Source organism: Nocardia sp. NPDC059764 (genome assembly GCF_042732555.1).
Lineage (GTDB): Bacteria > Actinomycetota > Actinomycetes > Mycobacteriales > Mycobacteriaceae > Nocardia.
Map to the genome: position 1 here is coordinate 1 of NZ_JBHWHH010000181.1, position 14565 is coordinate 14565.

The following is a 14565-nucleotide window of genomic DNA, read 5'->3' on the forward strand; positions in this document are numbered from 1 at the left end:
GTTGTAGAACGAGCCGAATCCCACATCGGCGGCCTCGGTGATCTCCTGGATACTCACGGCGGAACGCCCCTCCGACAGGAATTTCTGCGCCGCGCCCAGGAGCGCGGCGCGGGTGCGTTCACGCCGCCGATCGGTGCGGGTCCGCCCCTCCGGTGCTGCGGTCATGCGCTCCCTCGTTCCTCTCAGCACTGTTACCCGAATCGTATCTGACGAAAATATCAGAAGCGATTTCGATCATGATCGAAAGGCGAACCCCGTGACGAACTCTCGACCCGCATTCGGACCCGACCTCGCCCGGCGAGCCGCACTCGGCGGCGGCCTGGCCGGACTCGCCGCCGCGGCCCTGACCGCAGGTCTCGGCACCCCGGCGCGCGCCCAGCAGCCCGCACCGGCCGGGACCTACCGCATCGACCTGCACGCGCACTTCCTGCCGCCGGATTACCGGGCCGCGCTGCTCGAGCACGGGCACCTCACCATCGGCGGCTACCCGACCCCGGACTGGTCGCCCGAGCAGGCCATCGGCTTCATGGACTATGCCCGAGGACCTGCCGAAACCCTCGATTCTCGACACGCAGAACCAGATCTCGCGCTTCTACTACGACACCGCGCTGAGCGGCTCGGCCGCGGCCATGGCGAGCGTGCTCGCGGTCACCGGCCGCGACCACATCGTCTTCGGATCCGACTGGCCCTTCAGCGCGCTCACCCTGCCCCAGACCGGATCCCACGACCCGGCGCCGGGACTGTCCGCGATCTTCGACGCCGACCAGCGCATGGAGATCGAACACCACAATCCGCTGCGCCAACTCCCGCGGCTCGCGGACGCGGTCAAGTCCTGAGCGTGAAACTGTCAGCGTGAGCACAATGCTGGGCGGGTGCCGCAACCCCTGGCAGACTGCGAGGTATGACGACTGCCGACTGGGCCGGAGTGGATCGCTACCTCGTCGAAACCCTGGTGGGGGACGAGGATTCGGGGACGTTGCGGGCCAACGCGGCGGCGGGGTTGCCCGCCATCGACGTGTCGCCGCCGCAGGGGAAGTTCCTGTATCTGCTCGGGAAGTCGGTGCGGGCGCGGCGGGTGCTGGAGATCGGGACGCTCGGCGGGTACAGCACCACGTGGCTGGCGCGAGCCGTGGGGAAGTCCGGGCGGGTGGTGACGCTCGAATTCGAGCCGAGGCACGCGGAAGTCGCGCGCGAGAACCTCGATCGGGCCGGGGTGGGGGATCGGGTGGAGATTCGCGTCGGCGCGGCGCTGGACTCGCTGCCCGAGCTCGAGGCGGAGCGGCCCGAGCCGTTCGATCTGGTGTTCATCGACGCCGACAAGGTCAACAACACCAACTATGTGCGGTGGGCGTTGCGGCTGACCCGGCCCGGGTCGGTGATCGTCGTCGACAATGTGGTGCGCAACGGCGGGATCGCGGACGCGGATTCGGGGGACGCGGCGGTGCGGGCCAGCCGGGAGGTCATCGAATTCATCGCCGCCGAGCCGCGATTGGACGGGACCGTGGTGCAGACCGTCGGCGGCAAGGGCTGGGACGGCTTCGCCTACGCCGTCGTGGTCGGCGACGACGACTGACCGGTCACTGCCGCGGATCGGGGTTCGCGGCCAATTCCTCCCAATAGTCCACGTACGCCTGCTCGTGCATGATGCCCAGGCGCAGGATGCGGGCCCGCGAGGTGGCGCGGACGCTGTCGGTGGCGTCGATCTCGTCGTAGAGCGCCCGGTACATGTCCAGCCAATGCCGGTGCTCGGCAACCTGATTGCGGGCCAATGCCACCACGTCGCCGGGCTCGCCGAGGTCGGCGAAGAACAGTTTCAGCTGCGCCGGGTCGCGGGTCTCGGGCTGGGGTGAGGTGGGATCGCCCAGCCAGCGGGTCAATTCGGCCCGGCCGGCGTCGGTGAGGTGGAAGATGCGCCGGCGGCGGCCGGACTCCTCGGCCTCCTCGCGGAGTAGGCCCTGATCGGCCAGGCGCGGGGGGACGCGGTAGAGCTGCGCGTGGGGGATGGGCCAGAACTTGTCGACGCTCTCCTCCAGCCGCGCCTTGATGTCGTAGGGGGTCAGTGGTCCGTGGCGGGCGATGAGCCCCAGCACGATGTGGTCCTGCGGGCCTAGCTCGGCCATTCCGAATCCCCTCTCGTTTGACACCGTATCGCTGAGACTATACCTTGGCGTCAGTCATACGGTATCAATGAGACTATTGGAGTGGATATGCGCGACTATGCCATCGACCTGTTCGACCGCTGGACCCAGATGTGGAACGGCGACCTCGCGTTGGTCGACGAGATCATGGCTCTCGCCTTCACCCTGCGCTACGCCCAGCCGGGCGCGGACGCCTACGACAGCGTGAAGGACCGCGCGACCTTCGCCGCCGCCATCGACACCTTCCGGGCCGAACGGCCGGGCCTCGAGTTCTCCACCCAGGGCACCCCGGTCGTCGAAATGGACGACACCCGAACCGGAATCATCGCCCGCCCCTACGGCGCCAGGATCACCGCACCGGACGGGACGATCGTGCGCGAACTCAGCGGCACCGACATCCTGCGCGCCGAGAACGGGCAGATCGTGGAGGTGTGGTCGGTGTCCGGTGGGGCCGAAGGACGCAGCTTCTACGCTTAGGCCCATGTCGAAGCGCCGCGAGAACCGTCCCGCGCCCGAGTCCTGCCCGTGCGGACTGCCCGCCGCCTATGCCGACTGCTGCGGGCGGCTGCACCGCGGCGAACGGGCCGCCACCACCGCCGAACAACTGATGCGGTCGCGATTCAGCGCCTTCGCGGTCCAGGACGAGGTGTACCTGCTGCGCAGCTGGGACCCCGAAACCCGGCCCGCCGAGGTCGATTTCGATCCGGGCATGCGCTGGGATCGGCTCGAGATCCTCGGCGCGACCGGCGGGGGACCGTTCCACATCGAGGGGACCGTGGAATTCCGGGCCCACTACCGCGTGCACGGGGCGGCGGGAGAACTGCACGAGAACAGCCGATTTCGCCGGGACGAGGGGAAGTGGGTGTACCTCGACGGCGACATCGAGCGCTGACCGAGCCGTAACTCCTTGCCGCCCCTGCGTATTCGCACACCGCGTGACTGTGCACGATCGGCAATCGTGCACAGCGTGCCACCACGGCTGCGCTCGGGGCGGCGACCAGCGGAAAGTCCCGACGGGAACACCGCCCCGAGCGCGCGGCTCAGTCGCGCGAGAACGCGGCGGCCGCAGCCATTTCCAGATCCTGGTACGGCTTTCCGGTCACGTCCTCGATGACCTGGTGCATGGTTCCGCCGGTGAACGGGAACGGCGCGTGGTACCGGGCCGACACGGACTGCCCGGTGTCCCGGCCGACCCGGACGCCCTCCCCGACCCCGGAGAACACGGTCGGCTGGATCCGCATGTCATCGAGTGAACCCACCGGATTCTCATCGATGTAGAGGACGGCCTCACCCGTGGGCGTGTAATGGTCGGGCCGGGTGCCGTGCCGTTCGTAGCGCACCCCGAGGATGTGATCGCCGAGCGGTACCCGGCAGTCGGAGACGATGGCCTGCTCCTCCTCACCGAGGAAGTTGTAGACGTAGCAGAGGTGACCGTCCTGGACGAACAGGGCGTGCCCGCCGAGCCGCCCGCCGTGGGCGAACAGCACGCCCTCCGCGTCCGGGCTGACGATCGTCGTCTCGGCCAGCAGCGCGAACGAGCGGCCCAGGATCTCGAGCGCCGCGCCCGGCCCGACCTCCGCGCTGTCCGGGTAGTAGACGGCACGGTCCATGCCCCTGGCGTACGTCGGCCGGAAGCGCACCATCGCGGAGACGATGTCGAGATCATTGAGCGGCATCCCGTTGTACTTCTCCGCCTCGGAGAACCACAGCGCCTTCAATTCCTCCAGCTTCTCGGGATGCTCCGCGGCCAGGTCGTGCATCTGGCTGCGGTCCTGATCGATATGGAACAGCTCCCAGCGGTCCTGATCGAAGTGTCCCCAGCCGGACGGGCAGGCCGCGTGCACGGTGTCGGCGAACCAGCCGCGATGCCAGATGCCGCGCGTGCCCAGCATCGAATAGAACTGGGTGTGCTTGCCGACATCGGCGTCGGCGTTCTCGAACAAGGCCCGGAAGCTGACCCCTTCGAGCGGGCGCTGCGGCACGTTCTTCACCGTGTCCGGCGGCGTGATGCCCAGCAGCTCGTAGACGGTGGGGGTGACGTCGCAGACATTGAGGTACTGGTGGCGGATCTCGCCGCGGGCCGGAATGCCCGCCGGCCAGGCCATCAGACAGGGATCGGCGATGCCGCCCTCGTGCGAGGCGTACCGCTTGTACAGCTTGTACGGGGTGTTGAAGGCCATCGCCCACCCGATGCTGTAGTGGTTGTAGGTGGTCGGCAGACCCAGCTCGTCGAGCTTGGCCAGGCTGTCCTCGATCGTGTCGATGTAGCCGTTGAAGAACTTCATCTCGTTGACCGAGCCGTTCGGACCGCCCTCGCCGCTGGCGCCGTTGTCGGAGAAGGCCACGATGATGGTGTTGTCCAGCTGACCGGTCTCCTCGAGGTAGTCCAGCACCCGGCCGATCTGGGCGTCGGTGTAGGACAGGAATCCGGCGAACACCTCCGCTTGGCGGGCGAAGAGCCGTTTCTCGTTCTCCGACAGCGAATCCCAGGCGCGTACCGTGTCCTGCGCCGGCCACGGCTTGCCGTCGGCGCTGGTGACATCGCTGTACGGGTTCATGGGCGACAGCTCGGTGTTCTCCGGAATCAGGCCCATGCGCTTCTGGTTGTCGAGCACGATCTCGCGGTACTTCTCGTAGCCCATGTCGAACGTGCCGCGGTATCGGTCCGCCCACTCCTGGGCGACATGGTGCGGGGCGTGCCCGCACCCCGGGCACAGGTACATGAACCACGGTTTGTCGGGGGCGATCACCTTGGCGTCGCGAATGAACTCGATCGACTTGTCGGCCAGGTCCTTCGACAGGTGATAGCCGTCCTCCGGCGAATACGGCTGCGCGATCGGGTGATTGTCGTAGACGAGATTCGGATACCACTGGTCGGCCTCACCGCCCAGGAAACCGTAGAACCGTTCGAATCCGCGCCCCAGCGGCCAGTGCCGCTTCGATGCCGCGAGATTCTCCTCCTCCAACGGCGTCATATGCCATTTGCCGACGGCGTAGGTGTTCCACCCGCGTTCGCCGAGCACCTCCGAGCACAAGGCGGTGTCGGCGGGGATGCGTCCCGACATGCTCGGGAATCCGTCACTGAATTCCTCGATGGTCGCCATGCCGACCGATGACGCGTTTCGCCCGGTCAGCAGGGAGGCGCGGGTGGGTGAACACAGTGCGGTGGTGTGGAATTGCGTGAACTGCACGCCACTGTCGGCGATCCGCTTCATATTCGGCATGTCGACCAGGCCGCCGTAGCAGTCCCAGGTGGCGATGCCGATGTCGTCCCACACCAGATACAGCACATTGGGCGCGCCCGGCGGGGCGGTCGGTTCCGCGTACGGTCCCCAGTCGGCGACCGAATCACGAATATCGAGGGCGATATGTCCTTCGAACTTCCTGGCCATCATTCACCTCGGAAAAGGAGAATCGTTGGTAGGGACCCAGCTCCGGCGTGACCGCTGGGAGTTCATCGACGCGTCGGTGACCACGCGGTTCCGGGACTCGGCGTCCGGAACCCGTGCGGATCACCCACCTTTCGCACCTCTCAAAGAGTACCGACCGGAATGTACTTGCGGCGAGGGGGTTGAACGAGCCCGATACCGAACGGTTTTCGGGCGGACGACGGTCTCGGTCGGGTCAGAGCGCGGCGCGGGCCTCGAAGCCGTCGCAGAGTGCGGTGAGCCCGGTGTCGAGCAGGTGCTCCGGATCCAGCAGGGCGGTGTCACCGCTGCCGACGAGACCCGCCAGCGAGGGCGGGGTGGGCCAGTGCGGGTCACCGTCGAGCAGGGCGGTGAGCCCGGAGCGCTCGTCGGCGCTGCTGTCACGGCCCTGCAGCAGCCGGGCGCTGACCTCCTGCAGGGCGACCCCGGCGATATAGCTCCACACCGACAGCGACATGCGGGTCGCCTCGCGGGCGTCGACGCCGAGTTCGGCGAAGCCCTCCACCAGCCAGCTCAGCACCGTGAGGCTGTGCTCGCCGAAGTTGTAGCGCGGCACCGCGAAGGTGAACAGCACCCAGGGGTGCTGCTGGTAGAGCCGCCAATCCACTTCGGCGGCAATGCGCACCCGGTCACGCCAGGTCCAGTCCTGCCCCTCGGCCGGGGGGTAGGGGTTGCGGCGGGCGACCTCGTCGGTCATGGCGGCGAGCAGGGTGTCCTTGTTGGGGACGTGCCGGTAGAGCGACATGGCCCCGGCGTTCATCCGCTCGGCGATGCGGCGCATGGACAGCGCGTCGAGTCCGGACTCGTCGGCGAGGGCGATGGCGGTGTCGACGATGGCGGCCCGGGTGAGCTTGGCCTCGGTCATCGGACGAATTGTTCCCTTCCGGCGCGGGGTGTGCGTACACTGTACCCGCGCTCGAGCGTACGTTGTACGCCCGGGCGCATTCCATGGACAGGGCCCGGTGGGCCCCGAGCAGCCCGAAGGATAGGTCATGACGAGTACCCTCGCGCGCCCCGGCGCGAAGACGCCGCGCCGTGCCTGGGCGGGTCTGGCCGTCCTGCTGCTCCCGGTGCTGCTGGTCTCGATGGACATGTCGGTGCTCTACCTGGCTATGCCCACCCTGACCCAGAGCCTGGATCCGTCCGCCACCCAACAGCTCTGGATCCTCGACATCTACGGCTTCATGATCGCCGGCCTGCTCATCACCATGGGCAATCTCGGTGACCGCATCGGGCGACGCAATATCCTGCTGGCCGGGGCCACCGTCTTCGGAATCGCCTCGGCGCTGGCCGCTTTCGCCCCCAGCGCGGGCGTGCTCATCGCGGCGCGGGCGCTGATGGGTCTGGGCGGCGCGACCCTGCTGCCCTCCTCGCTGGCGCTGATCTCCACCCTGTTCCCCGAGGACCGCGCCCGCGCCACCGCGATCGGCGTGTGGACGGCGTTCTTCGCGGGCGGCTCGGCGGTCGGGCCGATCATCGGCGGCGTCCTGCTGCACCACTTCTGGTGGGGCTCGGTGTTCCTCATCAACGCTCCGGTCCTGGCGGTGCTGCTGGTCTTCGGGCCGCTGCTGCTCCCCGAGCACCGCGCCGCCGCGCGCGGACCCCTCGACTGGGTGAGCGTGCTGCTGTCGATCGGCGGCATCCTGCCGATCGTGTACGCCATCAAGCGCCTGGCCGCCGAGGGCTTCGACCTGCCCGCGGTGGGCATCGGCATCGTCGGCGCGCTGCTGCTGACCGCGTTCGTCCGCCGGCAGCGCCACCTCGACGAACCGCTCCTCGATCTGAGCCTGTTCCGTCGAGGACTGTTCTCGGTGGCCATCGGCTCCAGCACCGTCGGCATGCTCGCCCTGGCCGGGATGAGCTACCTGACCAGCGTGTATCTGCAATCGGTCACCGGCCGCGACCCGCTGGCCGCGGCACTGCTCGGGGTTCCCGGCGCGGTCGTGGTGTTCGTGTTCTCCATGAGCGGTGCGCGGATCGGGCGTGTGTTCGGCACCAAGACCACCTTCGTGCTCGCCCTCGGCATGGCCGCGCTCGGCAACCTCATGCTGCTCGGGGTCGGCGTGAACGGCGGAATCGGCTGGTATGTGGCCGGATCCGTGGTCGCGGGCGCGGGCTTCGGCATCGCCTTCACCCTGGTGTCGGAGGTGGCGGTGTCCTCGGTGCCGCCCGAACGCGCCGGATCGGCGGTCGGCATCTCCGAGACCAGCTTCGAACTGGGCAACGGTCTGGGCCTGGCGCTGCTGGGTTCTCTGGCCGCGCTGGTGTTCCGGTCCGGCGGGGACTTCGGATCCACGCTGGGGGAGACCGTCGCCGAGGCCGGGGGCGACACCGCCCTGGTCGATTCGGCGCGCGAGTCGTTCGTGACCGGCATGCACGTGGCCACGACCACCGGCGCGGTGCTGCTGGCCGCGATGGCCGCGGTCGCGTTCTTCGCCAAGACCGGGACGCCCGCGAAAGACGCTGCGGTGAAAGCCGGTTCCGCGCACTAGCCGAACAGACCGGTCCACACCTCGGTGATCCGGGCGCGCCACGGCATGATCACCCGCTGATACAGCCGGCGCACCGGATCGGCGAGGGCCCGCCACGCCCGGGCGATGGCCGCGAACAGCGGTCGCAGGACCGCGCGATGCAGCCATCGGCAGGGGGTCACCACCGTGACCGCGACGACGGCGGTGGCCACCCGCCAGCCGAACACGATCACCGCGACGATCGCGTAGGCGAGGGGCCGCAGCAGCCGGCGCCACAGCTGCTTCGCGGGCCACACGATCAGCCATTCGACCAGCGGCTCGATGACGGCGGTCACCAGCCAGCGGCCACCGGGGCTCAGCACATACCGCCACAGCGACGAGAGCGGTACCGCGACAAGCCATTTCCAGAGATTCGCCACGGTCCAGACAATGGCCTCGGCAATGGGTCTCACGAACGTGCGGAACAGCCACGGAATGCCGGGCTTCAGCACCCGCCGCCACAACCATTCCTCGATGGCGCGCTGGATCGGGCGCAGGAAGTACGCCAGCAGGAACGCGCCGATCGGTGTGAGCACCATGCCGAACAACAACTGCTGGATCAGCAGATGCCACAGGTAATTGCGCACGAAATTGCGCAGCGGCCGGAACACCCAGTCCCGGAACAGGATCGCGAGCGGTTGCGCGAGATGGTCGGTGAACAACCGGAACGCCGCCGCGATGAGCCGCGGCAGGCGGGTGACCCCCTCCCACAGCAGTCGCGGCGGCACGAACACCACCAGCACCACCGCGCGGGCGCACCAGCCCCAGAACGTCACCTGCTCCGGCGTCGGCCGCTCCGGCGCTCGAGTAGTCGTCATCGGTTTCCTTCCCCCGGGATGTGGTCCTCATCCTGGTTCAGGAATCCGCAGTGCGGCCAGGGTATTTCCACTCATTCGCGATCACATACCGGTCCGGCGGTTAGGCTCGGAGACGTGGCTGAGCACGACGCCCCGAACCAGCCGGCCGGGCCGAACGGCCGACCGCTGGCCGAACGCGTGGCGACCCGAATCTTCTACCCGACCTCCCGGCCGCGTGAGAAAGCCCTGCGCGAGGCGGTGTCGGGCACGGTGATCCTGGTGACCGGGGCCTCGCACGGCATCGGCAAGGCGGCGGCCCGGAAGCTGGCCGCGGCGGGCGCGACGGTCCTGCTGGTCGCGCGGTCGCGCGAGGACCTCGAGGATGTGGCCGCCGAGATCGCCGCCGCGGGCGGGATCGCGCACGTCTACCAGTCCGACATCACCGAATTCGACGCCGTCGAAGCGCTGGGCCGCCGGGTGCTGGCCGAACACGGCCGGGTGGATGTGGTGATCAACAACGCGGGCCACTCGATCCGCCGCCCGATCGACGAATCCTATGACCGCTTCCACGATTTCACCCGCACCATCGACGTCAACTATCTGGGCCCGGTGCGGCTGCTGCTGACCCTGCTGCCCAGTATGCGCGAACGCGGCCGCGGGCACATCGTGAACATCTCCACCTGGGGTCTGCGCATGCCGCCCGCGCCGCGCTGGTCGGCTTACGGCGCGTCGAAGGGCGCGTTCGACATCTGGCTGCGGACGGTGGCCACCGAGATCGCCGCCGACGGCGTCACCACCACCTCGGTGTACATGCCGCTGGTGCACACCCGCATGAGCGCGCCCACCGACTTCTCCGGCGTGCCCGGGCTGACCGCCGACGAGGCGGCCAACCTGGTCTGTCACGCCGTGGTCGCGCGGCCCCTCGAGATCTCGCCCTGGTGGACCGGTCCGGTGCAGGCCTGGACGGATCTGCGCCGCGGGGCCGCGCAACGGTTCATGGAACGCAGCCTCGGGCGCAGGTCAGGGGAGTAGCACCACTTTGCCGGTGGTCGCCCGGGTCTGCAGGGCGTGGTGCGCGGCCGCCGCCTCGGCGAGCGGGAAGGACCGCACCGCCGGGCGCAACCGGCCCGCCGCGGCCTCGGCCAGCGCGCGAGTCTCCAAGGCGCGCAAGCCGCCCCCGCGCTGCAGCAGCGGCGGACCGAGCACCACCTGCGAGGTGATCCCGCGCGCGGCCAGGGCCTGCTCGTCGAGGTCGACCTGCCCGCCGGACCAGCCGAACACCAGGCGCACCCCGCCGTCGGCGAGCAGATCGACCGCGGTGCGCGCGACGTCTCCGCCGATCCCGTCGAACAGCAGGGTCGCGGGCCGCTCCCCGTACTTGGCGCGCACGGCCTCGGGCCAGGACGGATCGAGATAGTCCAGGGCGAGATCCGCGCCGTTCTCGTACACCTGCTCGGTCTTCACCGGACCGCCCGCGAGCCCGATGACGGTCGCGCCCGCCGCGACCAGATACTGCACCAGCAGGGTGCCGATGCCGCCCGCCGCGGCCGGAACCAGGGCCACCGTCTCCGGGCCCACCTCCGCGAAACTCAGAATGCCCAGTGTGGTCCGGCCGGTGCCGATCATCGCCACCGCCGAACCCGCGTCGAGGCCGTCCGGAATCGCGTGCAGCCGTTCGGCTTCGGTGACCACGAGCTCGGCATACCCGCCCGGCGCCTGCCCGATGTGCGCGACAACCGAACGCCCGAGCCAGCTTTCGTCGACACCGGGCCCGACCCGGTCCACGGTCCCGGCGATCTCGCGGCCCGGAATCGTGGGCAGCTCGGGCAAGGGCAGCGGGCCGCCCGCCACGCCCTGTCGAATCGAAGTGTCCAGCAGGTGCACTCCCGCCGCGCGGACGGCGATCCGGACCTGCCCGGCCCCGGGTTCGGGATCCGCGACGGTCTCGTACCGCAGGTTCTCGGCGGGCCCGAACTCGTGAAGACGGATGGCGTGCACGGCGACTCCTCTACCTCGTTGACGTTCTGCCCGCCCAGTCTGCGACCTCAACGATTGTTCAGGTCAAATCACGCATTTTGAAACAAACACCGTTCACACCTGTGGAACGTGGGTTAGTCTCGCTGCGATCACATTCTGTGAGGATGCTGTGTGAGAAAGGGATATTCATGAAAAACGTTGCACTGAAAGCCTTTGCCGTCGCCGCCATCGCCTCCGGCATCGGTGCCGCCCCGGCCATGGCCGCCCCGGTCGAGCTGGTGCCCGTCACCGACACCGGCGCCGCCCCGGTCGCCGGACTGGTGCCCATGACCGGCTCGGCCGGGCTGTCCAACTCCATCACCTGTGCGCTGCAGAGCATCTCGGCGGCCATGCCCTGCCTGCTCACCTAGTCGACACCGCCGCACCGGGTGCCGCTTAGGATCGACCCATGCGACACCCGGACGTGCGGCGATGAGCCTGGCCACCCTGCTGACCCTCGCCGACTCCCGGCTGCCGATCGGTGGGCACGTGCACTCCGGCGGCGTCGAGGAGGCCATCACCTCCGGACTGCTGCGCGACGTGCCCAGCGTGGAACTGTTCCTGCGACGGCGCATCCGCACCTCGGGACTGGTGGCGGCCTCGCTGGCCGCGGCCGTCTGCGCCGGCACTCTCGATCCGCAGCGCGCTGAACTCGAGGCCGACGCTCGGACCCCGTCCCCGGCCGCCCGCACCGCCTCCCGCGCCCAGGGCCGCGGCCTGTTGCGGCTCGCCAAACAGGTCTGGCCGCACGCCGAGTGGCGCGTTCTCGGCGCCCGCCCCCATCTGTCCACCGTGTTCGGCGTGGTGGGCACGGTGTGCGGGGCCACCCCCGCCGATATCGCCGCCGTCACCGTCTACACCACCATGACCGGGGCGGCCACCGCCGCGCAGCGCCTGCTCGCCCTCGATCCGGCCGCCGTGGCCGCCTGCACCATCCGCCTCGCCCCGGTGTGCGACGCCACCGCCCGCGCCGCCACCGAATCGCTGGCCGCGCTCTCCGACCCGCTGCAGGACGTGCTCGCCGAACGCCACCCCCGCCGGGACATGCCGCTGTTCGCGTCGTAGCCGGTCACGGGCCAGGTAACACCCGGTTTACGTGACTGGGTCAGGATGGGGGTGAAAGGAGCGCACATGCCACCTCACCTCATCGACGGGGAACCGCACGATCACAGTCACGACCGCCCCAAGCGGGAGCGGACGCCCGGGGAACCGGTGCGGATCGGGATCGGCGGTCCGGTCGGATCGGGCAAGACCGCGCTGACCGCGGCCCTGTGCCGGCAGCTGCGCGACGAGCTGTCGCTGGCCGTCTTGACCAACGACATCTACACCACCGAGGACGCCGACTTCCTGCGGCGCAACGCGGTGCTGCCGGACGAGCGCATCACCGCCGTGCAGACCGGCGGCTGCCCACACACCGCCATCCGCGACGACATCACCGCCAACCTGGATGCCATCGACGACCTGATCGAGGCCAACCCGCCGCTGGATCTGATCCTGGTGGAATCCGGCGGCGACAACCTGACCGCCACCTTCTCCTCCGGTCTGATCGACGCCCAGATCTTCGTGGTCGACGTGGCCGGCGGCGACAAGGTGCCGCGCAAGGGCGGCCCGGGCGTCACCTGGTCGGATCTGCTGGTCATCAACAAGACCGATCTGGCCCCGATGGTCGGCGCGGATCTGTCGGTCATGGAACGCGATTCGACGACCGTGCGCGAGGGCCGGCCGTTCGTGTTCACCTCCCTCACCCAGGACCCGGCCGCGACGCCGGTGCTGGCCTGGGTGCGCGAGCAGCTGCGGCTGGCCGCCGAACAGGATGCGGGCGTTGCCCATTCGCACTGAGCTCCGCATCACCGCGTCCGCCGGGACGCTGCCGCGCGTCCAGGCGGTCGGCGGCCTGGCGGCGCGGCACACGGGCCCGGACACGGTGCACCTGATCGGCACCGCCGCCACACCGCTGGGCGGTGACGTCCTGGACATCATGATCTCGGTGGGTGCGGGCGCGCTGCTACGGGTGCGGTCGGTGGCCGCGACCATCGCGCTGCCGGGCCGTGAGACCCGGAAGTCGGTGGCGCACTGGCGTTTCGAGGTGGCCGCGGGCGGGGAACTGGACTTCGATCCGGAACCGACCGTGGTCGCGGGTGGCGCGGAACACGACACGTTCACCACGGTGCGTCTGGAAGACGGTGCGCGGCTGCGACTTCGGGAACGGGTGCAGATCGGCCGCACGGGCGAGGACCACGGTCACTGGACCGGGGAGTCGATCGCGGATGTCGGTGCGATTCCGCTGCTGCGGCACCGTCTGGAACTGGGCTCCGAGGCGATCACCGACGACGCGCTGTCGGAGCCGCGGGCGCTGGAGAGCGTGCTCACCTATCCCGACGATCGCCCGGCCGATACGGCGGGCCTGGATCAGGCGCTGCTGCCGCTGGCCGCGGGCGGCACGCTGTTCACGCGGACCGGTCGACTGCTGACGGCCTGACCGGCACATCGGAAAATCGCTGTCGCGCAAGAACTTCGAAATCCGAGCACAGCCATCCGCACACGGCGGGTCGCGTTCGCGGCGGGAACCAACCTCACCGCCGGTTCCCACCGCGTGCGCACATCTACCTGGTCGAGCGGCCTCGTCGAGGAGGGATCAGTCGCCGACGACGCGGGGCGGTGCGTTGAATCCGTTGAACGCGCCGACGGCGGCGCCGATCGCGGCACCGGCGACAGCGGCCGGGATGGCGACCATGGCCGCGCCCGCGCCCGCGGCCGCGCCGAGGACGGGACCGGCCACCAGGCCGACCGGGAACAAGGTGGCGCCGACGACCAGGCCCGTCACACCGCCGACCGCGGCGGAGCTCAGCTCGATCGGGACGGCGGCGACGGCTCCGGCGACGGCGCCCATCGCGGCGGTGCCGATGGTCTGCCCGGCGATCCGGTCGGAGCGGCTGCGCTCCATGCCGATCGAGTCGAGGAAGGTGGCGAGATTCGCCTCGACCTGCGCGGCATTGTCATTGATCTGGATCGCCTGTTCTCTGTCGATCCAGTCGGGCGCCGGAACCGTCACGTCGCCGAACCGGAACATGCCCGGCGGGGGCGCGATCGGCGGCACGGCCTGAACCGGAACCGGCGGGTGGAGCGCGCCCACGGGGGCGAGATAGCTCGTGTCCGGGGCCTGACGCGACCACTGGAGCGAGCTCTTGGTGTCACTCGGAATTGTGCATGCCCTCATAGGGATTCACATTCGGGGCCGCCGCCGCCGGCCACTGGGCCCTGGGCGCGTCGTCACTCTGAGCCACTCCTGGAGCGATCTCGGACGGGGCGGCGTTGGCGGCACCGGATCCGACGATCGCCATGACTAGCGGGACGGCACCCGCCGCCACCACGTTGCCGACCTTGTTCCGGTGCGGGTTGAGCGCGCGGTGCTTACCTGCGGCCATACATGACCTTTCTGGTCAGGGGGAACATCGGGACGACCGACATTCGAACCCACCGACCACCTGGATTGGTGAGCGACATGGACGACCGAGAAGCCTCGAGATAACCGAAAAGTAGCCATACAAGCGGGTTTTGACTAGCGAAGAGGCCGGAATCCTGGTGATGGATTCCGGCCCTGTTGGCTCGGCGATCACTCCTGAACGGACGCCTGATCGGCGTTCGGCGCGTCGGCCGTGGTGGTGTCGTCGATACC

At 69.3% G+C, this 14565-nt stretch carries 17 protein-coding genes; 10 read left to right on the plus strand and 7 right to left on the minus strand.

The genetic code is table 11. The features are described 5' to 3' along the window. The first annotated feature begins 533 nt into the window (after nt 1-533). The gene (locus tag ACFV4K_RS29355) at nt 534-836 is read left to right on the plus strand and encodes an amidohydrolase family protein (RefSeq protein ID WP_379279283.1); all 303 of its coding nucleotides are present in this window, start codon (nt 534-536) and stop codon (nt 834-836) included. Between the two features lie 65 nt (nt 837-901). Continuing rightward, nucleotides 902-1573, plus strand: coding sequence for an O-methyltransferase (locus ACFV4K_RS29360; RefSeq protein ID WP_379279284.1), 672 nt, complete (start codon nt 902-904; stop codon nt 1571-1573). Nucleotides 1574-1577: 4 nt separating this feature from the next. Here the strand turns inward: ACFV4K_RS29360 and ACFV4K_RS29365 are convergent, their stop codons facing one another. Further along, nucleotides 1578-2120: a PadR family transcriptional regulator gene (locus ACFV4K_RS29365; RefSeq protein WP_379279286.1), complete on the minus strand. Its 543-nt coding sequence runs from the start codon at nt 2118-2120 to the stop codon at nt 1578-1580. 87 nt (nt 2121-2207) lie between these two features. Here ACFV4K_RS29365 and ACFV4K_RS29370 point away from each other — a divergent pair, with 87 nt between their 5' ends. After that, the gene (locus ACFV4K_RS29370) at nt 2208-2615 is read left to right on the plus strand and encodes a hypothetical protein (RefSeq protein ID WP_379279288.1); all 408 of its coding nucleotides are present in this window, start codon (nt 2208-2210) and stop codon (nt 2613-2615) included. A 4-nt stretch (nt 2616-2619) separates the two neighbouring features. Then, nucleotides 2620-3030, plus strand: coding sequence for a YchJ family protein (locus ACFV4K_RS29375; RefSeq protein WP_379279290.1), 411 nt, complete (start codon nt 2620-2622; stop codon nt 3028-3030). A gap of 148 nt (nt 3031-3178) precedes the next feature. Here the strand turns inward: ACFV4K_RS29375 and ACFV4K_RS29380 are convergent, their stop codons facing one another. Then, on the minus strand, nt 3179-5530 hold the full coding sequence (locus ACFV4K_RS29380) for an arylsulfatase (protein ID WP_379279291.1): 2352 nt from the start codon (nt 5528-5530) through the stop codon (nt 3179-3181). Nucleotides 5531-5762: 232 nt separating this feature from the next. Beyond that, entirely contained in the window at nt 5763-6431 is a 669-nt protein-coding gene (locus ACFV4K_RS29385) for a TetR/AcrR family transcriptional regulator (protein ID WP_379279293.1), read from the minus strand. A 127-nt stretch (nt 6432-6558) separates the two neighbouring features. Between ACFV4K_RS29385 and ACFV4K_RS29390 the strand changes: the two genes are divergently transcribed. Further along, nucleotides 6559-8058 carry an MFS transporter gene (locus tag ACFV4K_RS29390; RefSeq protein WP_379279294.1) on the plus strand — a complete coding sequence of 500 codons (1500 nt, stop codon included), beginning with the start codon at nt 6559-6561 and terminating at the stop codon, nt 8056-8058. On the opposite strand, the gene ACFV4K_RS29395 is transcribed toward ACFV4K_RS29390, so the two are convergent. Continuing rightward, nucleotides 8055-8894 (minus strand): hypothetical protein, encoded by an 840-nt coding sequence (locus ACFV4K_RS29395; RefSeq protein WP_379279296.1) that lies wholly within the window; start codon nt 8892-8894, stop codon nt 8055-8057. The two genes, ACFV4K_RS29390 and ACFV4K_RS29395, sit on opposite strands and share 4 nt — an antisense overlap. A 114-nt stretch (nt 8895-9008) precedes the next feature. Here ACFV4K_RS29395 and ACFV4K_RS29400 point away from each other — a divergent pair, with 114 nt between their 5' ends. Then, the gene (locus ACFV4K_RS29400) at nt 9009-9905 is read left to right on the plus strand and encodes an SDR family NAD(P)-dependent oxidoreductase (RefSeq protein WP_379279298.1); all 897 of its coding nucleotides are present in this window, start codon (nt 9009-9011) and stop codon (nt 9903-9905) included. On the opposite strand, the gene ACFV4K_RS29405 is transcribed toward ACFV4K_RS29400, so the two are convergent. Next, entirely contained in the window at nt 9894-10871 is a 978-nt protein-coding gene (locus ACFV4K_RS29405) for a zinc-binding dehydrogenase (RefSeq protein WP_379279299.1), read from the minus strand. The genes ACFV4K_RS29400 and ACFV4K_RS29405 overlap by 12 nt on opposite strands. Before the next feature lie 167 nt (nt 10872-11038). Between ACFV4K_RS29405 and ACFV4K_RS29410 the strand changes: the two genes are divergently transcribed. From ACFV4K_RS29410 to ACFV4K_RS29425, 4 genes are all read left to right on the plus strand, one after another. After that, complete coding sequence (locus ACFV4K_RS29410; protein WP_357277261.1) at nt 11039-11260, plus strand: hypothetical protein; 222 nt, start codon at nt 11039-11041, stop codon at nt 11258-11260. 61 nt (nt 11261-11321) lie between these two features. Then, nucleotides 11322-11954, plus strand: a complete 633-nt coding sequence (locus ACFV4K_RS29415) for an urease accessory protein UreF (RefSeq protein WP_379279301.1) — start codon at nt 11322-11324, stop codon at nt 11952-11954. A 66-nt stretch (nt 11955-12020) separates the two neighbouring features. Continuing rightward, complete coding sequence (gene ureG, locus ACFV4K_RS29420; RefSeq protein WP_357085201.1) at nt 12021-12728, plus strand: urease accessory protein UreG; 708 nt, start codon at nt 12021-12023, stop codon at nt 12726-12728. Then, the gene (locus ACFV4K_RS29425; RefSeq protein ID WP_379279307.1) at nt 12718-13368 is read left to right on the plus strand and encodes an urease accessory protein UreD; all 651 of its coding nucleotides are present in this window, start codon (nt 12718-12720) and stop codon (nt 13366-13368) included. The genes ureG and ACFV4K_RS29425 overlap by 11 nt, the downstream gene beginning before the upstream one ends. Nucleotides 13369-13524: 156 nt before the next feature. On the opposite strand, the gene ACFV4K_RS29430 is transcribed toward ACFV4K_RS29425, so the two are convergent. Next, nucleotides 13525-14022, minus strand: a complete 498-nt coding sequence (locus tag ACFV4K_RS29430; RefSeq protein WP_379279303.1) for a hypothetical protein — start codon at nt 14020-14022, stop codon at nt 13525-13527. A 58-nt stretch (nt 14023-14080) separates the two neighbouring features. Next, entirely contained in the window at nt 14081-14314 is a 234-nt protein-coding gene (locus tag ACFV4K_RS29435) for a hypothetical protein (RefSeq protein ID WP_379279305.1), read from the minus strand. Nucleotides 14315-14565: the final 251 nt, after the last annotated feature.